The 26,019-nt window shown below is 59.1% G+C and carries 30 protein-coding genes and 1 tRNA gene; 12 read left to right on the forward strand and 19 right to left on the reverse strand.

The window, feature by feature from the left end:
- The first annotated feature begins 49 nt into the window (after positions 1 to 49).
- Together Q1A75_RS00495 and Q1A75_RS00500 are read left to right on the forward strand one after the other, a co-directional pair.
- Positions 50 to 805: a 3-hydroxyacyl-CoA dehydrogenase gene (locus Q1A75_RS00495; protein WP_299552823.1), complete on the forward strand. Its 756-nt coding sequence runs from the start codon at positions 50 to 52 to the stop codon at positions 803 to 805.
- Positions 805 to 1,350, forward strand: a complete 546-nt coding sequence (locus Q1A75_RS00500) for a sugar O-acetyltransferase (RefSeq protein ID WP_366142155.1) — start codon at positions 805 to 807, stop codon at positions 1,348 to 1,350. Before Q1A75_RS00495 ends, Q1A75_RS00500 begins: the two co-directional genes overlap by 1 nt.
- Here Q1A75_RS00500 and Q1A75_RS00505 read toward each other — a convergent pair.
- The 3 genes from Q1A75_RS00505 to bamE all read right to left on the reverse strand — a co-directional run bounded on the left by Q1A75_RS00505 (position 1,347) and on the right by bamE (position 4,574).
- Complete coding sequence (locus tag Q1A75_RS00505) at positions 1,347 to 3,158, reverse strand: ATP-binding cassette domain-containing protein (RefSeq protein WP_299552820.1); 1,812 nt, start codon at positions 3,156 to 3,158, stop codon at positions 1,347 to 1,349. The genes Q1A75_RS00500 and Q1A75_RS00505 overlap by 4 nt on opposite strands.
- A 165-nt stretch (positions 3,159 to 3,323) precedes the next feature.
- The gene (locus Q1A75_RS00510; RefSeq protein WP_299552817.1) at positions 3,324 to 4,046 is read right to left on the reverse strand and encodes a GNAT family N-acetyltransferase; all 723 of its coding nucleotides are present in this window, start codon (positions 4,044 to 4,046) and stop codon (positions 3,324 to 3,326) included.
- A gap of 75 nt (positions 4,047 to 4,121) precedes the next feature.
- Positions 4,122 to 4,574, reverse strand: coding sequence for an outer membrane protein assembly factor BamE (bamE, locus tag Q1A75_RS00515; protein WP_299552814.1), 453 nt, complete (start codon positions 4,572 to 4,574; stop codon positions 4,122 to 4,124).
- Between the two features lie 101 nt (positions 4,575 to 4,675).
- Here bamE and Q1A75_RS00520 point away from each other — a divergent pair, with 101 nt between their 5' ends.
- The 4 genes from Q1A75_RS00520 (at position 4,676) to Q1A75_RS00535 (ending at position 7,723) form a co-directional block, all read left to right on the forward strand.
- The gene (locus Q1A75_RS00520) at positions 4,676 to 5,230 is read left to right on the forward strand and encodes a DUF177 domain-containing protein (RefSeq protein ID WP_299552811.1); all 555 of its coding nucleotides are present in this window, start codon (positions 4,676 to 4,678) and stop codon (positions 5,228 to 5,230) included.
- 191 nt (positions 5,231 to 5,421) lie between these two features.
- Positions 5,422 to 5,628, forward strand: coding sequence for a 50S ribosomal protein L32 (rpmF, locus tag Q1A75_RS00525; protein ID WP_299042248.1), 207 nt, complete (start codon positions 5,422 to 5,424; stop codon positions 5,626 to 5,628).
- A 35-nt stretch (positions 5,629 to 5,663) separates the two neighbouring features.
- Positions 5,664 to 6,755: a phosphate acyltransferase PlsX gene (gene plsX, locus Q1A75_RS00530; RefSeq protein WP_299199736.1), complete on the forward strand. Its 1,092-nt coding sequence runs from the start codon at positions 5,664 to 5,666 to the stop codon at positions 6,753 to 6,755.
- Positions 6,752 to 7,723 (forward strand): beta-ketoacyl-ACP synthase III, encoded by a 972-nt coding sequence (locus tag Q1A75_RS00535; RefSeq protein WP_299552807.1) that lies wholly within the window; start codon positions 6,752 to 6,754, stop codon positions 7,721 to 7,723. The genes plsX and Q1A75_RS00535 overlap by 4 nt, the downstream gene beginning before the upstream one ends.
- An 89-nt stretch (positions 7,724 to 7,812) precedes the next feature.
- Here the strand turns inward: Q1A75_RS00535 and Q1A75_RS00540 are convergent, their stop codons facing one another.
- The gene (locus tag Q1A75_RS00540) at positions 7,813 to 8,472 is read right to left on the reverse strand and encodes an AraC family transcriptional regulator (protein ID WP_299552804.1); all 660 of its coding nucleotides are present in this window, start codon (positions 8,470 to 8,472) and stop codon (positions 7,813 to 7,815) included.
- Positions 8,473 to 8,537: 65 nt separating this feature from the next.
- On the opposite strand from Q1A75_RS00540, the gene ihfA reads away from it, so the two are divergent.
- The 4 genes from ihfA to Q1A75_RS00560 all read left to right on the forward strand — a co-directional run bounded on the left by ihfA (position 8,538) and on the right by Q1A75_RS00560 (position 11,253).
- Positions 8,538 to 8,840 carry an integration host factor subunit alpha gene (gene ihfA / locus Q1A75_RS00545; protein WP_189370518.1) on the forward strand — a complete coding sequence of 101 codons (303 nt, stop codon included), beginning with the start codon at positions 8,538 to 8,540 and terminating at the stop codon, positions 8,838 to 8,840.
- A 4-nt stretch (positions 8,841 to 8,844) separates the two neighbouring features.
- A complete protein-coding gene (locus tag Q1A75_RS00550; RefSeq protein ID WP_299552801.1) occupies positions 8,845 to 9,957 on the forward strand; it encodes a MerR family transcriptional regulator in 1,113 nt (370 codons plus the stop codon).
- A 69-nt stretch (positions 9,958 to 10,026) separates the two neighbouring features.
- Positions 10,027 to 10,103 (forward strand) — tRNA-Pro (locus Q1A75_RS00555).
- A gap of 67 nt (positions 10,104 to 10,170) precedes the next feature.
- A complete protein-coding gene (locus Q1A75_RS00560) occupies positions 10,171 to 11,253 on the forward strand; it encodes a 2'-deoxycytidine 5'-triphosphate deaminase (protein ID WP_299552798.1) in 1,083 nt (360 codons plus the stop codon).
- Here Q1A75_RS00560 and Q1A75_RS00565 read toward each other — a convergent pair.
- The 8 genes from Q1A75_RS00565 to Q1A75_RS00600 all read right to left on the reverse strand — a co-directional run bounded on the left by Q1A75_RS00565 (position 11,250) and on the right by Q1A75_RS00600 (position 19,365).
- Positions 11,250 to 12,482 carry a hypothetical protein gene (locus Q1A75_RS00565; RefSeq protein ID WP_299552797.1) on the reverse strand — a complete coding sequence of 411 codons (1,233 nt, stop codon included), beginning with the start codon at positions 12,480 to 12,482 and terminating at the stop codon, positions 11,250 to 11,252. The genes Q1A75_RS00560 and Q1A75_RS00565 overlap by 4 nt on opposite strands.
- 101 nt (positions 12,483 to 12,583) lie before the next feature.
- The gene (locus Q1A75_RS00570; RefSeq protein ID WP_299552794.1) at positions 12,584 to 12,814 is read right to left on the reverse strand and encodes a hypothetical protein; all 231 of its coding nucleotides are present in this window, start codon (positions 12,812 to 12,814) and stop codon (positions 12,584 to 12,586) included.
- Between the two features lie 72 nt (positions 12,815 to 12,886).
- Positions 12,887 to 13,549, reverse strand: a complete 663-nt coding sequence (gene scpB / locus Q1A75_RS00575; RefSeq protein WP_299552791.1) for an SMC-Scp complex subunit ScpB — start codon at positions 13,547 to 13,549, stop codon at positions 12,887 to 12,889.
- Positions 13,524 to 14,327: a ScpA family protein gene (locus Q1A75_RS00580; RefSeq protein WP_299552788.1), complete on the reverse strand. Its 804-nt coding sequence runs from the start codon at positions 14,325 to 14,327 to the stop codon at positions 13,524 to 13,526. The genes scpB and Q1A75_RS00580 overlap by 26 nt, the downstream gene beginning before the upstream one ends.
- Positions 14,320 to 15,327 (reverse strand): glycoside hydrolase family 3 N-terminal domain-containing protein, encoded by a 1,008-nt coding sequence (locus tag Q1A75_RS00585; RefSeq protein WP_299552785.1) that lies wholly within the window; start codon positions 15,325 to 15,327, stop codon positions 14,320 to 14,322. Before Q1A75_RS00585 ends, Q1A75_RS00580 begins: the two co-directional genes overlap by 8 nt.
- Entirely contained in the window at positions 15,324 to 16,316 is a 993-nt protein-coding gene (locus Q1A75_RS00590; protein ID WP_299552782.1) for an SPOR domain-containing protein, read from the reverse strand. The genes Q1A75_RS00585 and Q1A75_RS00590 overlap by 4 nt, the downstream gene beginning before the upstream one ends.
- Positions 16,317 to 16,428: 112 nt before the next feature.
- A complete protein-coding gene (argS, locus tag Q1A75_RS00595; protein ID WP_299552779.1) occupies positions 16,429 to 18,171 on the reverse strand; it encodes an arginine--tRNA ligase in 1,743 nt (580 codons plus the stop codon).
- A 60-nt stretch (positions 18,172 to 18,231) separates the two neighbouring features.
- Entirely contained in the window at positions 18,232 to 19,365 is a 1,134-nt protein-coding gene (locus tag Q1A75_RS00600) for a deoxyguanosinetriphosphate triphosphohydrolase (RefSeq protein ID WP_299552776.1), read from the reverse strand.
- Between the two features lie 80 nt (positions 19,366 to 19,445).
- Between Q1A75_RS00600 and Q1A75_RS00605 the strand changes: the two genes are divergently transcribed.
- Positions 19,446 to 19,769, forward strand: a complete 324-nt coding sequence (locus Q1A75_RS00605; RefSeq protein ID WP_299552774.1) for an iron-sulfur cluster assembly accessory protein — start codon at positions 19,446 to 19,448, stop codon at positions 19,767 to 19,769.
- 3 nt (positions 19,770 to 19,772) lie between these two features.
- Here the strand turns inward: Q1A75_RS00605 and Q1A75_RS00610 are convergent, their stop codons facing one another.
- Together Q1A75_RS00610 and Q1A75_RS00615 are read right to left on the reverse strand one after the other, a co-directional pair.
- Entirely contained in the window at positions 19,773 to 20,828 is a 1,056-nt protein-coding gene (locus Q1A75_RS00610) for a hypothetical protein (protein WP_299552771.1), read from the reverse strand.
- Between the two features lie 48 nt (positions 20,829 to 20,876).
- Positions 20,877 to 21,182: a DUF6749 domain-containing protein gene (locus Q1A75_RS00615; protein WP_299552768.1), complete on the reverse strand. Its 306-nt coding sequence runs from the start codon at positions 21,180 to 21,182 to the stop codon at positions 20,877 to 20,879.
- Positions 21,183 to 21,540: 358 nt separating this feature from the next.
- Here Q1A75_RS00615 and xth point away from each other — a divergent pair, with 358 nt between their 5' ends.
- Positions 21,541 to 22,323: an exodeoxyribonuclease III gene (xth, locus tag Q1A75_RS00620; protein ID WP_299552765.1), complete on the forward strand. Its 783-nt coding sequence runs from the start codon at positions 21,541 to 21,543 to the stop codon at positions 22,321 to 22,323.
- A 21-nt stretch (positions 22,324 to 22,344) separates the two neighbouring features.
- Here the strand turns inward: xth and Q1A75_RS00625 are convergent, their stop codons facing one another.
- The 5 genes from Q1A75_RS00625 to Q1A75_RS00645 form a co-directional block, all read right to left on the reverse strand.
- Positions 22,345 to 22,908 (reverse strand): hypothetical protein, encoded by a 564-nt coding sequence (locus tag Q1A75_RS00625; protein ID WP_299552762.1) that lies wholly within the window; start codon positions 22,906 to 22,908, stop codon positions 22,345 to 22,347.
- Positions 22,909 to 23,063: 155 nt separating this feature from the next.
- Entirely contained in the window at positions 23,064 to 23,648 is a 585-nt protein-coding gene (locus Q1A75_RS00630; RefSeq protein WP_299552759.1) for an HNH endonuclease, read from the reverse strand.
- A 314-nt stretch (positions 23,649 to 23,962) separates the two neighbouring features.
- A complete protein-coding gene (locus tag Q1A75_RS00635; RefSeq protein WP_299552757.1) occupies positions 23,963 to 24,628 on the reverse strand; it encodes an alpha/beta fold hydrolase in 666 nt (221 codons plus the stop codon).
- On the reverse strand, positions 24,625 to 25,254 hold the full coding sequence (locus Q1A75_RS00640) for a DNA-3-methyladenine glycosylase 2 family protein (RefSeq protein WP_299552754.1): 630 nt from the start codon (positions 25,252 to 25,254) through the stop codon (positions 24,625 to 24,627). The genes Q1A75_RS00635 and Q1A75_RS00640 overlap by 4 nt, the downstream gene beginning before the upstream one ends.
- A complete protein-coding gene (locus Q1A75_RS00645; RefSeq protein WP_299552751.1) occupies positions 25,251 to 25,934 on the reverse strand; it encodes a precorrin-6A/cobalt-precorrin-6A reductase in 684 nt (227 codons plus the stop codon). Before Q1A75_RS00645 ends, Q1A75_RS00640 begins: the two co-directional genes overlap by 4 nt.
- Positions 25,935 to 26,019 lie beyond the last annotated feature (85 nt).

A 26,019-nucleotide genomic window follows, 5' to 3' on the forward strand; every position in this document is an offset into this window, starting at 1 on the left:
CTTCCGGTTAACTGAACACATGTTCATATTTTAACGGGGAATGGCTCGCATGAAACTCGACACAACCATGGCGGTCGTCACTGGCGGTGCGTCCGGACTTGGCGAAGCGACAGCGCGCCATTTCTCGGCACAGGGTGCGCGTGTGACACTGCTGGATCGGGATGCGCACCGTGGCCCGGAAGTCGCAAAAGAGATTGGCGGGCACTTTGCAAAAACCGATGTGACTGACGAGGCTTCTGTCGCCGCAGCGATAAACCTGGCTCGGGACAAGATGGGTGGGATCAACGCGGCGGTGAATTGCGCCGGTATCGCTGTAGGCATCAAGACGGTGGGCCGCGACGGCCCGCACCCTCTTCCCGCCTTTCAAAAGACGATCGACATCAATCTGGTCGGCAGCTTCAATGTCGCGCGTCTGTCCGCTGCCGCCATGGCCGACAACGTTCCCGAATCGGACGGTGCACGTGGCGTGATCATCAACACCGCTTCCATTGCAGCCTTTGACGGGCAGAAAGGGCAAGCCGCCTATGCCGCATCGAAGGGTGGCGTTGTGGGGATGACATTGCCGATGGCACGCGATCTTGCAGCGTCGGGGGTGCGGGTGATGACGATTGCGCCGGGTATCTTCAAGACACCAATGCTTGCGGGCCTGCCCGAGGATGTGCAGGCCGCGCTGGCCGCCGATGTGCCCAACCCGCCCCGTTTGGGTGATCCGAACGAATATGCGCGGCTGGCAGCCTTTATCGTCGAGATGGGATATCTGAATGGCGAGGTCATCCGACTGGATGGCGCGCTGCGGATGCGCTGATGCCAACCGAGCGGGAAAAGATGGATGCTCGTGACTGGTACACCTGTCTTGATGACACGTTGGAAGAGTTGCGAATGGTGGCGTTGAACGCCGTACACGCGCACAACCATTTGCCGCCATCAGAACGCCGGACGCTCAGCGTGCCGCTGCGTGGGCTTTTTGCCGATGCGGGCAAGGATTGCCTGATCGAAGCACCCTTTCATTGTTCATATGGTCGCAACATCCACCTTGGGACCGAGGTGTTCATCAATAGTGGTTGCGTGATCCTCGACAGCGCACCGGTTCGGATTGGGGATGGCACCATGATTGGCACAGGCGCACAGATCCTGTGTGCGGATCACCATCGCGACCCGGTCAAGCGGCGGGCCGGTATAGAACGGGCCTTGCCCGTAACGATTGGTGCGGATGTCTGGATCGGGGCCGGTGCGATCATCATGCCGGGCGTCACGCTCAAAGACCGGGTGATCGTGGGCGCTGGTGCTGTTGTGACCAAAGACGTTTCACAGGGTGAAACTGTCGTGGGCGTCCCTGCCCGCCCGGCCTAGGCGTCGGCCTTTTCCTCGAGTGTCAGCCACTCCTCTTCTGCCGCATCCAGCTTTTCCTGCCGCTCGGCAAGCGCCTCGGTCGCCTTGCGGAACTTGACCGGCTCGCGGGCGTAGAGATCGGGATCGGACAGCAACTCTTGCAGCTTGGCCATCTCGGCCTCGAGCCGCTCAATCTCGGCTGGCAGGGCTTCGAGCCGGTGCTTCTCTGTAAAGGACAGGCCAGCCTTCATTTCTTGCTTTGACTTGGGCGCGATCGCCCCCGTTTTCCTTACGGTTTCAACGGGTTGAGCCGTCTCTCTGGGACCGCGCTGGGATTGATAATCACTCCAGCCACCGGCATATACGGTGGCCTTGCCATCACCTTCCATCGCGATCGTCGTCACGGCCACGCGGTCAAGGAAATCCCGGTCGTGACTGACCAGCAACACGGTCCCGTCGTATTGACCAAGCAAGTCCTGCAAGAGATCCAGCGTCTCGACATCCAGATCGTTGGTGGGTTCGTCGAGCACCAGCACATTGGACTGCCGCGCCATGATGCGCGCAAGCAGCAGACGCGCCTTTCCCCCCCCTGAAAGAGACCGGACAGGCGCACGGGCCTGCGCTTCGTCAAACAGGAATTCCTTTAGGTATCCAACGACATGCTTCGGATTGCCACGCACCATGACCTGATCGGCCTTGCCGCTGACACGCATGTCCGGATCACTTGTCAGACTGTCCCAAAGGCTCGCATCCGGGTCGAGCTTCGACCGAGCCTGATCAAAGACAGCCAATTCCAGATTGGTGCCCATTGTGACCGTGCCGGTGTCGGGCGCCACCTCACCGATCAGCATCTTGAGCAAAGTGGTCTTGCCCACGCCGTTCGGGCCGACAAAGGCGATGCGATCGCCGCGCTGCACCTTGAGCGAGAATGGTTCGAGGATCACCTGCCCATCGTACGACTTTGAAATACCATTTGCTTCCAGAACCTTGCGACCAGACTTGGGCCCTGCATCCAAGGCCATGGCTGCCGCCCCTTGGCGCTTGATCTGGGACGCCCGTTCCCAGCGCAAATCCTGCAGCGCACGCACCCGACCCATGTTGCGTTTGCGGCGGGCACTGATGCCTTCGACAGCCCACCGCGCCTCCGCCTTGATCTTGCGGTTCAGTTTGTGGCGGGCAGTGTCTTCTTCATCCCAGACCGTGTCGCGCCACGCTTCAAAGGCGTCAAAACCTTTTTCTTGACGGCGCACACTTCCCCTGTCTATCCAAAGGGTTGCACGGGTAAGTTCACGCAAAAACGCACGGTCATGAGAGATGAGGACGAAACCGGCGCGCGTGGTCTTCAACTCGGTCTCGAGCCAGGCAATGGCTTCGATATCGAGATGGTTCGTAGGCTCGTCCAACAGCATAAGATCAGGCGCTTCGGCCATGAGCCGCGCCAGCGCGGCCCGGCGGCGCTCCCCGCCCGAGGCGGTGTTCACAGGGCGCGCCGGGTCGAACTTCAGCCCTTCACCTGCACGTTCGACTTTGTAGAGATCGGAGGGCTCCAAGCCGTGGATCGCAAAGTCGCCGAGTGTGGAAAACCCTGCCATTTCAGGATCTTGCTCCATGTATCCCACGCTCACTCCGGGCCCAGGCACGACCTCTCCCTTATCCGGCTCGACAAGCCCACCCATCACTTTCATGAGCGTCGACTTGCCCGATCCATTGCGGCCGACAAGGGCGACACGATCACCGGGTTGGACGACCAAAGACAAGTCATCAAAGATCGGATCGCCGCCGAATGTGAGCGAGATATCGGAGAGCTGAAGCAGAGGAACACGAGCCATATCCGGGCAGCTAGTGGGTCAATCCGGGGGCGTCAACCGGGGTGTCACCCCCCGTGCAGCATCCGTACACCCCCTGTGCACCCCCAACGCGCGCTGAAATGCCTTGGTGCGCAACAGGGGCAGACCGCCTTGACTTATAAGCACTTTGGTCTCGACGTGCTGAAATCAGCCGACGACCGCGCGTAGCAGCTTTTTTCGCGCTGGAGGAATGGACCCGATTTCGACCCCGGTAAAAACGTGCAGCGTGTTCATCTTGTCATCAACCACCGCATGGTCGCTGACCCACCCGCCCATCATCAGATAGGTCCGCAGCAAGGGCGGCATGCGCAGCATCGCCTTTTTCGCATCCGGCTTGCGGCGCAGACGCGCGGCATATTTGAAGACTTTTGGCGCCTTGACCCGCGGCAACCAGCGTTTGGGGGCAAGGTGGCGGGCCTTGAGCATCGCGAAGGCATCCAGATATTCTGCCGTCTCGGTGCCCGAGAACGACGAACAGCCAAAAAGCAGTTCGACCCCTTCGTCATCCACATATGCGGTCATTGCCCCCCAAGCGACACGCAGGATGTCCGGGTCCGCCGCAGCGGGATCGACACAAAAACGGCCCATCTCGACCATCTTGCCATCAAAAGCTTCCAGCGCAGTGAGTTCATAGTACTGGGCCGAATAGCTGTGCGAGATTGTGGCCCCGGTGAGAGGCAGCATCCGGAAGCAGCAGACAAGCGCGTCATCCGCGATTCGGTGGATCAAGATATGCTTGCACCGGTCATCAAAGACATCCGCATCCGACACCAGCCCAAAACAACGGGCGCGCAACCTCTTGGCAGCTTCGATGTCAGCAAGGCCCTCGGCTTGCCGCGCCACATACCGCCCTTTTTTCAACCTGATCATCGGTTCAGCCTCCTGCCCAAGCCATATGTTGCCCCGATAACATGGAGCACATGACGTGCGGATGAACCCAAAAGATCAGAGGACGCCCTGTGGCCCGATGCGGCCGATATTGCCCAAAAGCTGACGCAAGAAGCTGGTGTCGGTTACACCGCTTTCGGTCACACGACGCGACAGAGCAACCACACGTCCGTCTTCAAGGCCAAAGCGTTCGATGTTCTGCAACACACCATCGGCATCGAAAGTAATTGCTAAAACCTGACGTTCTACAACTTCTGGGCGGCGTGGCCCGAATGTGCGCACCTTGCTGCGAATATAGAAGTAATCCCCGCCTTCTAGAACACCGCCTGCTGTTGGTGGTCCAACCACATCTTCGACCGATGCGCGTGTGTCGATGCCGACGACGAGTTCCGCAAGATCTTCCTCGGGTGGGACATATCCGTGATTGCGGAACGTGGGCGAGCATCCCGCGACACCAAGCGAGACGATCAGGGCAAGCCCTGCAGCGGATAGTGGTGTAAAGGTCGCCATCTGACCCCCCTTGTTATAAGCCACCCCTTGCTCAGGGCGCGTGGTGCTTTTATCTCGACTTACTCAAGCTTTGGCCTTGGTTCAAGAAACGAAAGCGATCCATGTCACAGACGCCCCCTTCCACCACTGCGCTACGCGTCAGTGGTTTGGCGCAAAACGCCTCAACACCGTTCCAGATTTTGCCGGATGCCAAAGCAATGGCAGCCTTGGCGGACGCATTGGAGTTGAGCGGACTGCGCAAGTTGCGGTTCGAAGGGCAGATCGAAGCCCATGGTGCAACAGATTGGCTGCTGACCGGCACGCTTGGCGCAACGGTCACGCAGCCCTGTGCAGTGACGCTGAAGCCAGTGACCACGCGGATCGATTTGCCTGTTCGCCGTCTGTATGTGCGCGACTATGAAGAGATCGATACGCCGGAGGCAGAAATGCCAGAAGATGACGAAGTTGAACGCCTAGGCAACTGGATCGACCCCGAGACCGTCATGATCGAATCCCTGAGCCTTGCCATCCCGGATTTCCCACGGGCCGACGGTGCCGAGTTGGGTGAGATGGTGCTGACCGAACCGGGTGTTGCGCCCCTGACAGACGAAGCTGCCAAACCCTTTGCCGGTCTGGAGGATCTGAAGTCGCAGTTGAGCGACGAAAAAGACGACTGATTTGCCCTTGCGTCCCGGCCAAGGATGCGTATTTTGCCGCCCTCACGAGATTTTGGGTTGGACATGGCGTGGCGCTTTGCCTAAACGCTGCTCAACCCGTACTTGGAAGACCAAACACCCGATCCGGGACCACGAAACACCTCGCATCCGCGCACGATACGCGGCGCTGCCCGAACCAAAGGCCCACTTCAATGGCTGTACAACAGAATAAAGTGTCGAAATCGCGCCGCAACAACCGCCGCGCCCACGACAGCTTGACCCCCGCCAACCCCAACGAATGCCCCAACTGCGGTGAGCTGAAGCGCCCGCACCATATTTGCGCGGCATGCGGTCATTACGACGACAACGAGATCGTCGCCATGACCGAAGAGGTTGATCTGGAAGACGACGCGGCCTGAGTGGCGTCACAGGCGACAAGGCAAGACAGCGCGCAATGACGGCCCCTTCCACAGACCCGGCCGACGCGGCAGCAGAGCTTGCCTTTCCCATTATTCTTTCGGTCGACACGATGGGCGGGGACATGGGCCCCGCCGCAGTCGTGTCCGGCTGTTCGACATCTGCGAAAAAGAATCCAAAGCTGGGCTTTATCCTGCATGGTCCGCGGGAAGAGCTGGAAACGCTGATTGGCCGCCGCAAAAATCTTGTGGGTCGATGCGTGATCCGTGACGCCGCGGGCGTTGTGACAATGGACGACAAACCCAGTCACGTGGTGCGCAATGGCAAGGGCACCTCGATGTGGTCCGCCATCGAATCTGTGCGCGCGGGCGATGCGGACGTGGCTGTGAGTTGCGGAAACACCGGCGCGTTGATGGCATTATCGATGATCCGCCTGCGCAAGCTGCCGGGTGTGAACCGCCCCGCCATTGCAGTCCTGTGGCCCAGCCGGAACCCGCAAGGCTTCAACGTGATGCTGGACGTAGGCGCAGATGTGCGCGCCGACGCAGATGATTTGCTGCGCTATGCTCTGATGGGCGCGTCCTATGCCCGGAATGGCATGGACCTGCCCCGTCCTCGAATCGGCCTGCTAAACGTAGGTACCGAGGAACATAAGGGCCGCGCGGAGCTGAAAGAGGCATACGAACTGATTGGTGCACAGGCCGATGCCGCAGAGTTTGATTTCGTGGGCTTTGTCGAAGGTGGTGACATTCAGGGCGAGGTTGCAGATGTGATCGTCACGGATGGTTTTACCGGAAACGTCGCCATCAAGACCGGCGAAGGCACTGCCAGCCTGATCGGTGATCTTCTGCGGGAAGCGTTCAAGTTCACCCCCCTGTCGCGCCTGGCCTATCTGCTGGCCTTTACGTCGATGCGACGGCTGCGCAAACGCATTGATCCGCGCCGTGTGAATGGCGGTGTTTTCCTTGGTTTGAACGGAACGGTTGTCAAATCGCACGGCGGAGCAGATGCTACGGGTGTTTCGGCGGCCATAAAACTGGCAGCCCAATTGTCCGAACAAGGCTTTAACGACAAGCTCGCCGCCCGGGTCGCCCGGGCCACGCAGCGGGCAGAGGAGAGCAATAGATGACGCTTCGTGCGGTGGTCCGTGGCGTGGGGCATTACCTGCCCGAACGCGTGGTCGAGAATGCCGAATTCGAGGCAACGCTCGACACATCCGATGAATGGATTCGATCCCGTTCGGGGATCGAGCGGCGCCACTTTGCAACCGAAGACGATACGACATCGTCCATGGCGACAGCAGCGGCGCAGGCCGCTCTTACGGATGCCGAGTTGGTTGCAGACGATATTGACGCAATTGTGCTGGCCACATCGACCGCAGACCTGACCTTTCCCTCTGCCGCAACGATGGTGCAGGCCAAGCTGGGGATGACCGGCGGATTTGCGTTCGATGTGCAAGCGGTATGCGCTGGCTTTGTCTATGCCTTGTCAAACGCCAATGCCCTCATCGTATCAGGTCAGGCCAAACGTGTGTTGGTCATCGGGGCCGAGACCTTTTCCAAGATCATGGACTGGACCGACCGCAGCACATGTGTGCTGTTCGGCGACGGCGCAGGCGCGTTGGTTCTTGAAGCCGGTGAAGGCACGGGCACTGCCGCAGATCGTGGGATTTTGGCAACGGACCTGAATTCCGACGGACGGCACCGAGACCTATTGTACGTCGATGGGGGCGTCAGCACGGGCACGAGCGGGTACCTACGCATGCAGGGCAACCAGGTGTTCCGTCATGCCGTGGAAAAATTGGCGGCCACGGCCGAAACGGCCATGGAACGCGCGGGTGTGACAGCAGATGACGTCAACTGGGTTGTGCCGCACCAAGCCAATATCCGCATCATTCAGGGCACCGCCAAGAAGATGGGAATCGAAATGGACCGTGTCGTCGTAACGGTTCAGGATCATGGCAACACCTCTGCTGCCTCAATCCCCCTGGCTTTGTCGGTGGGCCGCGCGAACGGGCAGATCAAGGATGGCGATCTTGTGGTGACTGAAGCCATTGGCGGCGGCCTGGCTTGGGGCGCAGTCGTGCTGCGCTGGTAGCTGATTTAGCAGCGCGCATTACCAACAGAATCACCTTACAGAATCCTACACCCGCCGGAACGTCTGGCGCACGGTACAAACGGTGCCGTTCAGGCCAGCGACACCCGCAATGCCTGAGGCCTGACACCGAGTGTGTCCAAGAACGCATCGGTGAGTCTATGCTGCGTTTCAAAGCCCGTCACAAAGGCGATTTCGCTCAAATCGAAACGCGTATCGATCAAAAGTCGTACCGCCATATCAACGCGCAACCATGTCAGGAAATGCATCGGCGGCATGCCGGCATGTGCCTTGAAGGCGCGACGAAACGCATGTTTGCGCATTGGGCCAAGCGCACAGATCATCTCTTCGGTGATGTGTTCATCGATGCGCGCACGCATCCATGAGACGATCCGATCGTACGTCTTTTTACTCAATGACTGCCCCCGTCGTTCACGTGTCCGAATGCCACCACCTGCAGCACAGGGATCAGAAGCGGGTGAGATTGAGGAAATGTGTGAAATGTCGTTCAATACGGCAGCTTGATGCGGCACGGTTTCTCCTCCCGATGCGTAATCATAGGTTGAATTTACACGAGATCGGTTGCCCCGTCTTTCGTGATCTGGTGCCTGTTTTTCGGCATCGCAACTTTTCCGCGGATTTTCGCCTACCTTCGGGATACGATAGCGTTTGGCCGACTCTTCGCGACAACAACCAGCGGAAATGCAGGAAAAGCGGACCTGACCGGCTATAAAATGTACATCCGGTGTCATGGCCAAGGTCTTGATATTGACTCGGAATTTCCCCCCGCCCTATGCTTCGCCAAAGGGGAGAGCTTATGACTGATAAGACTTTGACGCGCATGGATTTGAGCGAAGCCGTATTTCGCGAGGTTGGATTGTCGCGGAATGAAAGTGCGCAACTGGTAGAAAGCGTGCTGGATCACATGTCGGATGCGCTTGTGCGTGGCGAGCAAGTCAAGATTTCTTCCTTCGGGACATTCTCTGTGCGGGACAAGTCTGCCCGCGTAGGTCGAAACCCAAAAACAGGAGAAGAGGTGCCGATCAACCCACGCCGTGTCCTGACCTTCCGGCCCTCGCATCTGATGAAAGATCGCGTGGCCGTGGGCAACAAGTCCTGAACAGATGACCAAGTCCGCGGACGCCTTTCGCACAATTTCGGAAGTTGCCGAGTGGTTGGGCGTTCAAACCCATGTACTGCGCTTCTGGGAAAGCAAGTTCACGCAAGTCAAACCGGTCAAACGTGCGGGTGGCAGGCGATACTATCGCCCAAGCGACATGCTGCTGCTGGGTGGTATCCGCAAGCTACTGCATGAAGACGGGCTTACCATCAAAGGCGTGCAGAAGATTCTTCGCGAAGAAGGCATGGCGTATGTCGCTGACCTGTCGCCGCCGCTAGATGCAGAAACGGACGCTCAATTGGACGCGGACCTGACCGCACGTATGGACGAAGATGTCGAGCCGCAGCCGGTGGAGGCAGACGTCTTGCCGTTTGAGGCGCCATCAGAACCAACTGCAGCGTCTACCTTGGCGGACGACATATCAGAGGACGTCGAACCGAACCCGGAAGCACCGGAGGCTGAACCAACGGACGTCCCTCTGCCCTCTTTCCTGAAAACGCCGACACCCGCATCCGACACAGTCGAGCCAGACGTGGACGACCACCCCGGTCTGCCCTACCCGCCGCTTGTCGAGGACGTCCTGGCGCCGGAACAAGAAGACATAGCAGACAAGGATGCCCCGGCCCTGACGGAGGACCTTTCAGATGCAGAGCCGGAAGAACAACTTTCGGCCTCTGCATCGGACGATACATCTCAGGACGATACTGCTGCTCCGCCAGAGACAGTAGCTGAGGCTGAGGCTGAGGCATCAGAATCGGAGACGGAACAAGCACAGGCGCCTGAGGACGGGAGCGGGGAGATCAAGCAGGACGCGGAGCCTGTTGCAACGCTGCCGTCGTTCCTGTCGGACTACTCTGGAACCACGGAAACCGAAGATGAGCCGGACGCGGCCCAAGCGCAGGACACTGAACCTGCGGCGGCAACACCAAGCCCACGGATTGTCAACGTTCCCGATGATCCTGCGCCCGATAGCATTCCCGTCTCTCCGTCCGCATTGAGTAAAACAGCAAGCCTGACACATCTAAGCGATGCGCAGCGCAACATGATCCGCCCTCTGTTGGCGCAGCTGACCGCGTTGCGCGATCAGATGGTAAGTAACCGGCGTGAGCCGCGGTAAGAAGAACGCGATCCTCGTGCAAATCCCCTCTTGCCCCCGGCCAGAAATCGGGTATGACACCCCACACGTCGGGCTATGGCGCAGCCTGGTAGCGCGTCCGTCTGGGGGACGGAAGGTCGCAGGTTCGAGTCCTGCTAGCCCGACCACTAAACACCGCCCCGGCGCTACGGGGTCGCTGGCCGCAGGCCCCACACAACCACGCGAGGGGGCGATATGATCGGCGTACTTCCCGATACGGAACTCAAGGCGATGATCGAACGCGGTGAAATTACCGCAGAGCCAGTTGTGATTCCCGCACAAGTGCAACCCGCGAGCCTCGATCTCCGCGTGGGCACTGTCGCCTACCGGGTGCGTGCGTCGTTTCTTGCCGGCCATGATGCGCGCGTCAGCGACCGCCTGGCGGAATTCCAGATGCATGAGGTCGATCTGTCAGGCGGCGCCGTGTTGGAAAAAGGCTGCGTCTACGTTGTACCCTTAATGGAAGCGTTGGACCTGCCCGAGGGCGTACAGGCCGTGGCCAATGCCAAAAGCTCGACCGGGCGGTTAGATATTTTGACTCGGACGATCACCGATGGCGGGACCGAGTTTGACCGCATCCCGCCCGGTTACACCGGCCCGCTCTATGCAGAGATTTGCCCCCGCTCCTTCTCGGTTCTGGTGCGGCCCGGCATGCGTTTGAATCAGATTCGTTTTCGCGCGGGCCAAGCGGTGCTGAGTGACGATGCGCTGAGCAAGCTGCATGATGACACACCGCTGGTAAACGGGACCGCCGTCATTGATGATGGCCTTGGGTTTTCTGTCGATCTGCGCCTGCAGGATACAACGTTGGTGGGGTACCGGGCCAAGCCGCATACGGGTGTTATCGATCTAGACCGGATTGGACACTACGATCCGGCCGAATACTGGGAAGAGGTGCACGCGCGCGACGGCCACATCATTCTGGACCCGGGTGCGTTCTACATTCTGGTCAGCCGCGAGGCCGTCCATATCCCGCCGGACTATGCCGCCGAAATGGCGCCGTATCTGGCAATGGTTGGAGAATTCCGCGTGCACTATGCCGGGTTCTTCGATCCCGGTTTTGGACATGACGCGGCAGGCGGCACCGGGTCGCGCGGCGTGCTTGAAGTGCGCTGTCACGAAGCGCCTTTCGTGCTTGAACATGGGCAGATTGTTGGCCGTCTGATTTACGAGCGGATGGCGGCACAGCCAGAGCAGCTTTATGGCGCGGGGATTGCGTCGAACTACCAGGGCCAGGGTCTGAAGCTGTCAAAGCACTTCGCAGCGCCGAAAACCTAACCGTCCTGTGCGGGTTGGGCTTCGACGTCACCGTTTTGCGTGGCGGACGGGTCAGGTTTGAAAATACGCTTGCCCGCCGACTGGATCGAGGCAAAAGCGTCTTCGGCCATGAAGCCTGACAGGAAGGCAATAAAGGCCACCGTGTAAGGACTGAGTTCGACGTCGTTGGCAGGCCCGCTGCCCTGTGTCAGGGCCAACATCCCTGCCCCGGAAAACAGGAAGATGGCGATTGCGGCAGCAATCCCCTCACCCACATTCACGAAAAGCCGGGACAGGGTCAGCGTATCGGCATGCTTCGATGAATAGTAACGGCGCGAGAATGCAACGACCGTGCCCAATCCCCCCGATGCGATGGTCACGATCAATGTCAGGAAAATGGTGGGAAAGCTGACAAAGCGCATCAGGATGTCGGGAAAAATCGGAAAGTTGAGCGACAGCGCCGACAGGCGTGCACGCGCAGGATCACCGGGCCCCAACGTGTCTTGTAGTGCAAGGATCTGATCGTTGTGACCAGCCCAGCGTTGCCGCAACTCATCAATTTGGGCTTGCATGGCCGTTTTTTCAGCCTTGATCACTAGCGAGGCACTGTTTGCGGCCTCGACTTCGTTGGACAAAATATCAAGTGCACCGATAGCCTCGTCATGCAAAGCCGTGAACCTGTCCGTGGTGTCCAGATCAACATCGCTGTTCTCAAGTCCGTCGCCCAGCGTCCGCATCAATGCACGCAATTGCAGCTCGGCAGTCTTGGCCCTCAGGGTTGGCTGCGCGGTCGATACGGTCGCGTACAAGGTGTCGAGCGTGGTGTCATATACAAGCCGTTGCGGCCCAGCCAATGCGAACTGGTACTCGGACAGTTTGCCCAAGGTCGCGTCGACCTCGGCCCGCAAAGCTGACTTGGCAACCGAAATTGCACCAAAAGACCGGCTGTATCTGGCTTCGATATCCGACATCCTGGCGGCGTGGATTTGGATATCTTGCGTGACATATGTTTTGGCCCGCTCCAAATCCTGCTCGCGCTTGATGATGAACAGCAAGTTGTCGATGTCCGCCACCAGCGTTTGGTGTTCCTGCGGGGCAGACAGCGCGACCGGTTCGGCCTGCCACGCCGTACGATAGATGTAGCTGCCAAAGCCAATGGTGACGAACAAGACGAATATCACGTACAGTCCGATGACCGTGACACCCAAGGAAATCGAAGATACAAAAAGGCTAGGCTTGGTATGTGCCATAAAAAAATCCCCCAGAACAATGAGGGTTACGCTACGGCACCAAATTTATGCAATCAACGGTGGTTTTCCCCACCTTATTGCCCAATTGAGCAAATAAGTGGCTATTTTCGGGACCCTTTTGCCGCTTGCCGTGCCTGACGCGCTGCGCGTTTGGCACGCCTTTGCTCGCGCACTTCGGCCTGTGTTGGACCATCATGATCGTCCAATTGATCCTGTCGCTGAGGCTGCTGCCGACCGCGCGTGGCGCGGTTCACCCCGGCATCAATACCCTTGCTGATCGCTTTGCGCATGATGATGCGCATGATCATGTTTATGATCTGGTTTGCATTCATGGGACTGCTCCGCCCTGTTCGCTCGGATCCAATATAGCGATAAATACGTCAACTTTCAGACCCAATGTTCCCTCAATCTTCGAAAAGCTCGGACTGGCCCTCTTCGCTTTCGTCTTCGGCGTCGGTTTCAGGACCGGGCAGTGCGCCGGGCGGGGGTCGGTTTTCCAGCAACCCCGCAGCGCGCAGTTCCTTGAGACCCGGCAGATCACGGGCGTTTTCAAGCCCGAAGTGATCCAGAAAGGATTGTGTGACCACGAAAGTGACGGGCCGTCCCGGTGTCATTTTGCGGCGACCAAAGCGAATCCATTCCAATTCCAGCAGTTGGTCCACCGTACCTCGGCTGACACTGACGCCCCGGATCTCTTCAATCTCGGCCCGCGTGACGGGTTGATGATAGGCGATGATGGCCAGCGTCTCGATGGCAGCACGGGACAATTTGCGCGTCTCGACCGTTTCCTTTTGCATCAGGAACCCAAGGTCGGCAGCGGTGCGGATCGCCCAGGCGTCACCGACCTTCATCACCTGAACGCCCCGTCCTTCGTAACGTTTGCGCAGATACACCAACGCCTCGGCCGCATCGCAGCCATGCGGCATACGCGCTTCCAGCTCGCGCGTGGTGACAGGCTCTGTCGTGGCGAACAGGATGGCCTCGACCATGCGTTCCTGTTCGGCCATGGGTGGCGCTTCGAACAGGCTTTCTTCTTGATCTTCAGTTGCTTCGGTCACTTTGTCCATCTCTCTTGCGCAGCTGAATAGGCGCAAATGTTTCGGATTGCCGGATCTCGAGGTGCCCCTCCTTCACCAGTTCCAAGCTGGCGGCAAACGTGGCCGCGGTGGCCGAGCGGCGCTTAGTCGGGTCCATTTCCCAACCCTCGGGCAGATAGGACAATATGTCAGTCCAATCCCCGGCAAAGCCGATCAATCCCCGCATCCGATCCAACGCTTGTTCCATGGTGAAAACCGCGTCACGGTCCATGACAAAGGGACGGAACTCGTCACGCGTACGAATGCGGGCGTAGCCCTGCATCAGATCAAGCAGCGTAGCGGTATATGTCACCTTGCGCACCCGTGTGACCATCTCGGATTGACCGCGGGCAAAGAAATCCCTGCCCAGTTGGTCACGCGCCATCAGGCGCGCTGCAGCGTCACGCATGGCCTGCAAGCGTTCGAGTTGGAAGGCAAGATGAGCGGCCAGCTCTTCGCCCGATGGTCCGTCTTCCGTCGGATCCGGAGGCAACAGCAAGCGCGACTTGAGGAAGGCCAGCCAAGCCGCCATCACAAGATAGTCAGCCGCCAGTTCGAGCCGCAGCTGCTTGGCCTTCTCGACGAAGGCCAGATATTGATGTGCCAGTTGCAGAACCGAAATCTTGCGCAAGTCGACCTTCTGGGTGCGACTGAGGGTCAGAAGCAGGTCGAGCGGCCCCTCAAAGCCGTCGACATCGACAATCAGTGCCTCCGCCGCAAGGCGGTCAGCTACCGATACGCGGTCTTCCTCGAATGTGTCTTCAGCCATGCCCCTGCCCGCTCAAAAGCGCTTCAAGTTCGGCGTTGAGCTCGGCAATGTCAATGTCGTCGGGGGTTTGCCGTGCGGCAAGGGCCGCCTCTGCCCGTGTTTGGGCGGCGTCCGTCATTTCACCAGCAGCGTTGGCCGATGCGACACGATCAGTAAGCGGCGCGTTGCAGTGCAGGATCACATCACAGCCTGCATCGAGCGCGCGGCGCGCAATCTGGTCTGGTGTGCCATCGAGCGCTTTCATCCCGATATCATCGGTCATGATCAACCCGTCAAAGCCGATGTCGCTGCGGATCAGCGCCATGGTGTCAGCGGACAGTGTTGCAGGCGTTTCATCCACCGCCTCGTAGACCACATGGGCCGTCATCCCCATGGGGAGATCGTTCAGAGCGCGGAACGGTGCGAAATCCGTTTCGTGCAAGGTATCAAGGCTCACATCCACGCGTGGCAGATCGTGGTGGCTGTCCAGATCGGTGCGACCGTGACCGGGAATATGTTTCAGGACAGGCAGCACGCCACCATCCAGATGTCCCTGAGCTGCAGCGCGGCCTAAGACAGCGATATCACCCGGCGAGGTTCCATAGCAGCGGTTGCGCAGGAAGTCGTGAGTTTCCTTGACCACGAGGTCGACCATCGGGGCGCAGTTACTGTCAATGGACAGCGCTTTAAGTTCATATGCTATGTATCTGTAACGTAAATATATTGCGCGTTCAGCATCATCGCCCGCTGCATGAATAAACTCCAGTGGCGGCGACCATTCCGTCCAGGTCGGGCCGCGCAGGCGCTGCACGCGCCCGCCCTCTTGATCAATGGTGATCGGCGCATCGCGCCCGACGGCCTCGCGAAACTCGGAACACAGGCCATAGACCTGATCTGGCATGTCGATATTGCGGGCGAACAGGATAAAGCCAAACGGATCGGCGTCGCGGAAAAACGCCTTTTCATCCTTGGTCAAACGCAGACCATCCGCGTCGAGGATGGTCGCGCCAAAGTTGCTCATCGTGTGACGACCGGAATGCAGTCTGCCCCTTCGGCCACAAGGGCTGAACAAAAGCGACGCGCGTCACTGAGGTCTGCGAAGCCATGGGCACGCAACCTGTAGAAGGTGCGGCCACCTGATTGCGCCTGCTGCACGATACGATCCTTGTCACGCAAGAGATCTCCAAAGCGTCCTTGCATCTTGTCCCATTCCGAGCGCGCTACCTCGGGGCTGTCGAAAGCGCCAAGCTGCACCAATCGTGTCCCCGCGGGGACGTTTGTTGCGTCGAGATCCGTGGTTTGCGGTTCTGCCCGTGCAGCGGGTGTCGGCACAACGGTTTGCGGCGCGGATGCGGGGCGCAGCTGGGGCCGCTTCGACGCCTTTGGCCCCGGTCCTTTCACGACCGCCGGAACGGGCGTTGGCGCCTCTGGCAGGTCGGCGGTTGTGACACTGGCGAGCACCGGCTCTGCTTCAACTGCGTCGGCATCAATGGTGTCGACACCGCTTGTCAGTTGCCTGACCAACTCATCGATATCGCCATCGCCAAGTGTGGCTGCCACGTCGACCTGCGCGGCCTCCAGGCTCGCGGCGACATTCAGCGGTTCGGGCTGTTGCACGGGTGCCACCGTTTGGGCGGGGATCGGCTGATCTTCTTCCGTTAACTCGACAGGGCGCGGTGCAAGAACCACCTGATCCACGGGGCCGGATGCCTCGCCCGCAGCAGCCACTTCGTTCACGGCCAGACCTGTATTTCGGGCGAGCTGCCCACCGGGATCTTGGGGACGTACACGCATCTCGCCCTCGGCGGCGCGGACAACCGGTATGCCGGACACATCCCGCATCACCAGCTTGTAACCCCAAACCGACACCCCGGCGATCAGTGCCAGAGATACGGCGGCGCCCGCAAAGTTCGTAAGGTTTTTCAACATGTTCGAGGGCGGCACTGGCGCTTCTTCATGTGCGCCATAGCCCCCGTGACCCAAGTCGTGGGAATAATGCATATCTGCCATCTGTTGCCTCGTTGCCCGCGCGGATACGTGCCCACGCAAGTCGTCTTGTTGATTATGCCCGCCCGGTGGCGCGCCTTGGGATATGTGCCTGTGTGCCCCTTTTGGCGGAGCGTTAACGCAACTCTTCGGCTGGTTTCACCCCAAGAATACCAAGGCCCGCTGCAATTACAACGGCGGAGGCACGCGCCAGCGCGATTTTTGCCTGAGAGGTTGCGACATCGTCCTGCAGGAAGCGCAATTCGGGTAGGTCATTCCCCCGGTTCCACAAACCGTGGAACACGCCCGCCAGATCATAGAGGTAGAATGCGATCCGATGCGGTTCGTTGGTCCGGGCGGCCGTTTCGACCAGCCGCGGCCATTCAGCCAGCTTGGCGGCCAGCGCCAGCTCTGCCTCGTGATCCAGCTTGGACAGGTCAGCAGCCGCAAGCGTTGCATCATCCACCTCGACGCCTGCCTCGGCCGCCTTGCGCAGAACCGACTTCACCCGCGCATGCGCGTATTGAACGTAGAACACCGGGTTTTCCTTGGACTGCTCAAGCGCGGCGTCCAGATCAAAGTCGAACATCGCGTCGTTCTTGCGCGTCAGCATCATGAAGCGAGTCACATCGGGGCCAACCTCGTCCACCACGTCGCGCAGAGTGACAAAGGTCCCTGCCCGCTTGGACATCTTGAATTCCTGCCCGTCCTTGAACAGCTTCACCAGTTGGGTGAGCTTGACGTCCAGCGGCACCTTGCCATCGGACAACGCACTCACAGCCGCCTTCATCCGTTTGACATAGCCGCCGTGATCCGCACCAAACACGTCGATCAGCGCATCGAACCCGCGCTGCACCTTGTCGTAGTGATAGGCAATGTCAGGCGCAAAATAGGTCCATGACCCGTCCGACTTCATCACAGGGCGGTCCACATCGTCACCATGATCCGTGGATTTGAAAAGGGTTTGCTCGCGTGGCTCCCAATCCTCAGGCTTCTTGCCCTTCGGCGGCTCCAACACACCCTCATAGATCAGGCCTTTGCCGCGCAAATCATCCAGCGCCGCCTCGATCCGGCCCGTGCCGTACAGCGACTTTTCGGAGTAAAAGACATCCATCTCAACCCCGAGCGCCGCAAGGTCATCCCGGATCAGGTCCATCATGGCTTCGGTCGCAAACTCGCGCACCTCGGCCAGCCAGAACTGTTCACCCTTGCCAACAAAGGCATCGCCGACCTTGTCCTTGAGCGCTTCACCCACTCCGATCAGGTAGTCACCGGGATATGTGCCATCCTCAAACGCAACCTCCTGCCCGTGCGCCTCGAGATAGCGGAGGTAGACAGACCGGGCGAGAACATCGACCTGCGCGCCGCCGTCATTAATATAGTATTCGCGCGTGACGTCGTGGCCCGCGAAGTCCAACAGCGAGGCCAGCGCATCGCCAAAAACCGCGCCGCGCGTGTGACCGACATGCAGGGGGCCGGTGGGGTTGGCCGACACGTATTCGACATTGACCTTCTGACCAGTACCCAGACCGGACCGGCCATACTCCGTGCCAGCGGCCAGCACTGCACCAACAACCCCCTGCCAGACCGATGGCGCAAGCCGCAGGTTCAGGAAGCCGGGCCCAGCCACTTCGGCACTGGTGATGCGGTCGTCTTCCGCGAGACGCTTGGCCAAGGCTTCGGCAATGTCGCGCGGCTTCATCTCGGCAGGTTTGGCCAGCACCATTGCCGCGTTTGTCGCCATGTCACCATGCGCTGCGTCGCGCGGCGGCTCGACCGTCACGTTGTGCGTCGCCAAATCGGCAGGCAGTTCCCCCGCCTCGGCCATGGCGGCGAGGTTGGTCAGCACAAGAGCGCGGATATCGGCAAAAAGGTTCATGAGGGGCCTATTCATTGGATGCGCGGGGTGTATCACGCGCACCCCAAGCGTCAAGCATGACTACCCGATCAGACGGGCGTGTTCCTGCAGGGCAAAGCGATCCGTCATGCCCGAGATATAGTCGGACACGCTGCGGGCCAGTGCCACCTCATCCCGTGCATCGACATTGCGGCGCCATTCCGAGGGCAGCAGGTCAGGCTTGGACAGGAACAGTGGGAACAGATCGTTGATGATGCAAGTCACTTCTTCGCGTTTCACCATGACCGAGGGGGCGCGGTACATGTTAGTGAACAGGAACGTTCGGATCTGTTGCAGATCTGCCCAAAGCGCATCTGAAAAGCGGACTACGGGGCGGCCAAGATGGCGGATGTCATCAACTGATTTTGCGCCGCTTTCCTTGAGCAGATGGCGCGATGTATGCACGACATCCGTCACCATGGCTGCGAAGACGCGCCGCAGCCCTTCGTGGCGCCGCCGCATCGGTTCGAGATCAGCATGCATCGCATCAATCTCGGCAAAGGCCGGGCCAATCATGGGCAGGTGACAGATGTCGGCTTCGTCAAACAGCCCGGCTCGCAGACCGTCATGCAGGTCATGGTTGTTGTATGCGATGTCATCAGACAGCGCCGCAACCTGTGCTTCTGCACTCGCATGGGTGCCAAGTTCAAGGTCGTGTTCGGAATCGTACTCGGCCAGCGCATAAGGCAGATCACCAATGACTGGACCATTATGTTTCGCAATACCTTCAAGGGTTTCCCAGGTGAGGTTCAACCCATCGAAATCGGCGTAGTGGCATTCCAGCCTGGTCACAATCTTGATCGCCTGAGCGTTGTGATCGAACCCGCCATAGGGGGCCATGAGTGACTGCAGCGCATCCTCTCCGGTGTGTCCGAACGGTGGATGGCCAAGATCATGCGCCAACGCCACAGCTTCGGTCAGGCAATCGTTCAGACCCAAGGCTCCCGCGATCGTACGCGCCACCTGCGCAACCTCGATCGAATGGGTCAGGCGCGTGCGGTAGTAATCGCCCTCGTGCTCTACAAAGACCTGTGTCTTGTGCTTGAGCCGACGAAAGGCAGAGGCATGGATGATCCTGTCCCGATCCCGCTGGAACGGCGAACGGAATGACATCTCTTCCTCCGGCCAGCGCCGTCCGCGGGCACGGGCAGGATCAGAAGCATATGCGGTTGGCATTTCCGGTGATCCTTGTCGGCTGTCTCAGCTGCGCATATATTGCACACGCAGCACGATGAAAACCGTCCGGAGCAGATGCGATGCAATTGCCACCCAAAGTCACAGAACGCGCCTTTGAACGCCTGGCCGAGATCGGAGCCGCCGACCAAGGGCAAGCCTTGCGCGTTGCTGTCGAGGGTGGCGGCTGTTCGGGCTTTCAATACGAAATCGCGCTGGACGACCCAAAGGCGGACGACCTTGTTTTAGAGGGTGCGGGCCAGAAGGTCGTCGTGGACAGCATCAGCCTGCCCTTCCTGTCGAACGCGGTGATTGATTTCTCCGAAGAACTGATCGGCGCGCGCTTCGTCATCGAGAACCCGAACGCCACCAGCTCTTGCGGCTGCGGCACGTCGTTTTCCATGTAGCGGTCAGGCGCGCGCAAACAGCTCGAAGAACGGTTCGAACTGGCTGGTTGACGCAATCGTCGTTTCAAGAACAAACGCCGCATCATCGTCCAGCAGATCAAAGATATAGTCACGCATTTGACCCCAGTCGCAATTGCGCGTTTGTGCAGCGCCGAGTAACGCGGCAGAGACCCCACGCAATGCGCTGGGTCGTTCAACACTTTGTTTGAAAATCGCCGGTCCGTAGGGCACTGCGCCTCCGATATCGTCAAAGCCAAGCGCGCGCATGGCCCAGGATGCCACCAGGTATTCATGATAGTCGTCAGCCACCGGCCCGGCCGGTTCAGTGACGATCTCAAATCCTGCCAGAGATTTGCGCACCGCATCAATCCAGATCGGAGCGGGCTGTTGCCCCGCCTGCAGCAGAGCTACGCAAACCTCGGCCAGCAGATCGATATTCTGCTCCAGATAGGCCAGTATCCCCACATATTCGAGGCTGCGCAGGGTCATCGCATCCAGACCGGGATCGCGACGGCCATATTCAGACAAGTAAAAGACGATATGCGTCAGTTCATAGGCCGCCTTCTTGTTGGGCAGCGCAAATGTCTCGTGTCGTGCTGTGAACGCGCGCAATCGGTCATCCAATCCGGCATCGGCGGCGGCGCAGTTCACGCCCCGCCGCGCCAGCAAACGTCGTGCTTCCGCCCGCTGCAGATCGCTGAGTTCGGCATCCACCACCCCCTGTTGCGCAACCCAGTGGCAAAGCTCTTCCATCTGTGTCCCCGGCACGCCGAGGTCTTCAAGATCCAGACCAATGGACAGCAGGAAGCGATAGTACTGCGGAAAGAACTGCAGGCGCTCTGCAAGCTTGTTATAAAAGTCATGATGCGGGGCAAGTGCATTGGCACAAACGGGCGTGCCAGTGCACTCCAGAATACTCAGTAGCTCCGCATTTTCCTTGAGCCAGAACACGTCATCTTGAAGTCGGCGCTGAGTTGCGAACAAGTCAATCAACCCTTCCGCCCGCTCATCAAGACGCTGTCGGCGCGGCGGGACGTTCAGTGCAATAACATTTGACATTTTATGTTTACCCCTTTGTCTGCTGCATAATCGTCCCGCCGCCCGTCATCAGGATCCTGACGAGAACAGGCTTGTCAGGTCACCACGTAGGGTCGCGCCAGCACCCAAAGAGATCACCTTGGAGGCATCTCCAGGCGCGCTGCTGGTCGAGAACAGTTCGACACCATCCCCAGCTGTTGTTTCATGCGCATTGGGTGCACTGCAGGTGGAAAACATCTCGACACCTTCACCGGCAGCAACGTCGCATGACGTCGGCGTACTGCTGGTCGAGAACATTTCAACCCCTTCACCCGTGTGCAGACCGCTGATCGAAGTGGTGTCCAGAGCGATGTGTGTTTTGCGTAGAGCCGTCATTGCAGCTTCCCTTTCATCTTTTGGTTGTGGTGACCAAAGCGTTGCTCGTTAAAAGAGATTTACAAAGGAAAAATTCTTGTTAAAAGCGAGTTCCGTCTGGTTATCCACATAAGGAAAACCACAGAAGCGTTTGCGCGCACCCAGCTTCACCCCAGAACATTTTTGGAACAAAAAATCTTATCCACAGCACTGTTTTTGCTGCGATTTTCCTGCATTGCACTTGGCAGTAATCGCAATTTAACCCGAATCAATTAGTTAAGAAATAGTTAATTCAGCACCCCAACCGCCAGAACCGTTGGCTCTTGCCCAGAGCAGCAGGATGCGCGACACCAGCGGTGCAGGAGAAACGGGAGCAACCATGAAAATCGCAACCTTCAACATCAACGGCATCAAAGCCCGCCTCGAAGCCCTGCCCCGCTGGCTGGAAGCTGCAAACCCGGATGTTGTACTGCTGCAAGAGATCAAGTCTGTCGACGAAAACTTCCCCCGGGAGCTGTTCGAAGATCGTGGTTATAACGTCGAAACACACGGACAGAAGTCCTTCAACGGGGTGGCGATCCTGTCAAGGCTGCCGCTCGAGGATGTCACAAGTGGCCTGCCCGGCGACGAAGATGACGAACAGGCCCGATACATCGAAGCGACGGTCGTGGGCGATACGCAAGCAGTTCGACTGTGCGGGCTGTACCTGCCAAACGGCAATCCGGTGCCCGGACCGAAATATGACTACAAGCTGGCCTGGATGAAGCGTTTACGGCAACGCGCGATCCACCTTCTGGCCGAAGAAACGCCCTTCTTGATGGCGGGCGATTATAACATCATTCCGCAGGTCGAGGATGCAAAACGGCCCGACGTGTGGCGCGAGGATGCGTTGTTTCGAATGGAAAGCCGCTCTGCCTTCCGCAAGCTGTTGAACCTGGGTCTGACCGAAGCCTTCCGCGCACGCAGCTTTGGACCCGGGCATTATTCTTTCTGGGACTATCAGGCGGGGGCGTGGAACAAAGATGACGGCATCCGTATCGACCACTTCCTACTCAGCCCGAACTGCGCCGACATGATGACGGATTGTCAGATCGACAAGGCCGTGCGGGGCGAGGAAAAGCCATCCGACCACGTGCCGGTCTGGATCAACCTGGCCGCCTAGCCCTGTTCACGAAACGCCGCCCTACATAATCAGTGCGCCCCGCGATTCCTCGGTGAAGACGCGGATGTAGTCCCCTGGTGACGACCCTGCCCAATACACCCACAATCGTGTTGGCAGGTTCTCATCGATCCAGACGTAGTCGCCCTGTTCCAGTCCCCGTAACTCGGTGCTGAGGTAGGTTACCCCTGTATCGGCCAGAAAATCTGTCGCCGCCATCGTGTCCTGAAAAGCTGCTACTCCTAGAATAGGCGCATCAAAATCCACATAGCCTGTGTGAACCCCGGACAGGCTATCGAAAAACACGTAGTGGCTTGCCACAACCGTTCCTGCCGGAATCCACCCCTTTTCACTGCCAATGTCGACACGGATCGGCTCGACCAAAGTGATATTCTGATCTTCGTCGAACCCATAGAGATTGTCGTCGTCAAACGTGTCGGCCCCAACGGCAAATGAGGTCTCAGTGTCCAGCAAAACAAACTGCCCTGCCCCCGCCTGACGAACGATCTTGCCCTGCAGGATCTGTGCAGACACGGGGTGCGCGCATATCAACGCGGCTAAGCCTAGGGCAATCAGAGTATGGCGCATGCCGTCTGTTTACCCGACACCCGCCGGTAGCGCATGGTCAGGCAGATCACGAGCACGTGAGGGCGCAATTCAATTGGCCGAATACATCATCATGGAATGGACCACCACGACCCCATAACGACTTTCGGATTCTCCAAAATCGAGACGCTGGTCTCTCAGGCCTCCAACTCGGCATCCCAATACAGGAAGTCCATCCAGCTTTCGTGCAAATGGTTGGGTGGAAATTTACGACCCATATTGCGCAATTCCTCCGCCCCCGGCTGGCGCGGCGGTTTGCGCAGGGCCATTCCCGTGCGGTGCAACGCCTTGGACCCTTTGCGCAGGTTGCACGGGCTGCACGCAGCCACCACGTTTTGCCAACTGGTCACACCGCCGGATGCGCGCGGCACCACGTGATCAAAGGTCAGATCGCCCCGCGCGCCGCAATACTGGCAGCGGAATTCGTCCCTCAAAAATAAATTAAAGCGCGTGAAGGCCACGCGCTTTTGAGGTTTTACATAGTCTTTGAGGACCACGACAGAAGGTATTCGGATCTCGGTACTCGGGGACCTGACAACCTCGTCATACTCGGCAACGATATCGACCCGATCCAGCCACGCGGCCTTGATCGCCTCCTGCCAGGGCCATAGCGAAAGCGGGTAATAGCTAAGCGGCCTATAGTCGGCATTCAGCACCAAAGCGGGGTGCTGTTTCAACGCAGACGGGCTGCGCGTAAACTCCGTTCTGAAATCGCCGTCCATACGTGACTCCGTCCTCGCCCTGTCTGCCCGCTTGGCACCAGAGCGGGTAACCCGCCCCAGCTTTATACGGTGACTATATCTTGTGGAAAGCGCGTTGCAAGTGCCATGCGCACCACGAGATGTCGCAGTCGCAATAGAACGCTTTGGTGACAGCGATGTGACGTTTTTTTGAGTATCCGGCCCCTTTTGCAGCACTGTCACTCAAGCGCATCCAAAGGCGTGAAATGATCCTGCACCGACGCAGAGAGGATCCAAGTCAGCTGCGAAAGCGCACCATCCTCAAGGATAACAAACCACCCAAGCACATAGCGCCGTCAAAGGCCCAACTTGTCCCGCATAAAGGCCAGCGCCACACTCAGACCATCCGGCGCAATACCATGTGCTGTGCCCTTCATCACATGTGCAAACACATCCTTCCACCCGGCCTCTTGCAATGCGCCGGCAGCCTGCGGCAAGGATTGCGGTGGCACCACATCATCCTGATCGCCATGGATGAGCAAGACAGGCGGGCGGCTGACCACCTCATCGGCCAGCAGTTCAGGGTTCAGCAACCGCCCCGAAAAGGCGACGATCCCCGCGACCGGATCTTCGCGGCGTGGGGCCACGTGCAGTGACATCATCGTGCCTTGGGAAAAGCCAAACAGCACCACCTGTTCGGGCAGCACGTCCTCGTCCACCATCAACGCATCGAGGAAGGCGTTCAAATCCTCGGCAGCGGCATTCAAACCGCGCTCGGCTTCTTCTTCCGATGATCCATCAATCCATGGGATCGGGAACCACTGATAGCCACCGGGATAGCCCGGAATGGCTTCGGGCGCATCGGGGGCTACGAACAGCGTGTCCGGCAAATGCTCACCCAAGGGTTCCGCCAAACCCAGCAGGTCGGCCCCATTGGCACCATAGCCATGCAGGAACACAACGATTGACCGCAACTCACCCGATTGCGGCTCAACCCGCCCTGCATGCAACACCCGTGTCATGTGATCCCCTCTCGACCCTTTGCGACCCGGTAGTAGGTGAAGAACAGCCGGGCAGCAACCGCCCGCCAAGGCGACCAATCATCGGCCATCTGGCGCAGCACTTTTTCCTTGGGCCGCTCCGGCAAATCAAAGATCAGGCGCGCCGCCTCCTGCAAGGCCAGATCACCCGGGGCAAAGACATCCGCCCGGCCAAGCGCGAACATGGCATAGATTTCAGCCGTCCAGACCCCGATGCCCTTCACTGCAGTTAGTGTGGCAATGACATCGGCATCAGGCGCTTGGCGCAATGCGTCGTAGTCGATCCCGGCCTCGGCCAGCGCCAAAGCATAGGCAATCTTCTGACGGCTCAGGCCTGCAGCGCGCAGACCGTCCTCTCCTGCCACAATCACAGGCGCGGGCGCTACCAACCCGGCCTCTTGCATCCGCGCCCAGATTGCATTGGCCGATGCGGTACTTACCTGTTGGCCGATGATGGCATTGAGCAGTGCGGCAAATCCATCTGGCCGGCGCCTGAGCGGCAGAGGACCCGCCAACTCCAGCGCATCCGCCAGCGCCGGATGTTGCGAAGCCAACCACGCAGCACCTTCGGCCACGTCTTCATTGCTGTCGATGATACGCCCGGTCACAGATTGTCCATCCAAGCCAGCAGCGCATCCGTGTCGCTCACAAGCGGCGCGTTGCCTGTGTCAGGTTGCGCAATCAGAATCACCGGCAGTCCCAGCGTCCGGGCGGCCTCAATCTTGGGAAACCCGCTGCTCCCACCAGTGTTCCGCGCCAACAGCACATCAATTTCCAATTCTTTGAACAAAGCCGTTTCTCCGGCCGCGTCGAACGGACCGTTCCCAAACACATAAGCGCAACCGTCCGGCGCAGGATCGTCATGGCGGTGTAATTGTCGCAGGAAGACAGGCCCATCGTGATGCACCAACGTTTCTGCACTGTCGCGGCCAGACGCTGCAAAAACCCGCGCGCCTGACGGCAATGTCGCTACGGCTTGCGCCAGATCATCAACCTCTTGCCAGTGGTCCTCAATGCCTGGCGTCCAGGCCGCCCGGCCCACTCGAACCCTCGGCAAAGCCGGCGAAAACCGCGAGATCATGGCAGGCAAAATCTCGTCAAACGGATGCGTCGCATCGACAACCACATCGGCACTCCGAACGCCAGCACGCAGGGTCGCAGCGCGTGGCAGATCCGCCACCACGGACGCGCGCGACCAATAGACCTGCACGTCATGCCCCGCAGCCTGCAAGGCACGCACCGCAGGTTCGGTCATGGCCGACCCGCCCAGAACAAGGACCCGTGTCATGCCGCCACCCTAGCCCCCTGTCGCCGGTGCGCAACCACCTGTGCTTAATCGCGCACTTGCCGCAGGTCGCGGCCAGGGATAGCCA

Origin of the sequence: uncultured Tateyamaria sp. (assembly GCF_947504105.1) — a bacterium.
Classification (GTDB): Bacteria; Pseudomonadota; Alphaproteobacteria; order Rhodobacterales; family Rhodobacteraceae; genus Tateyamaria.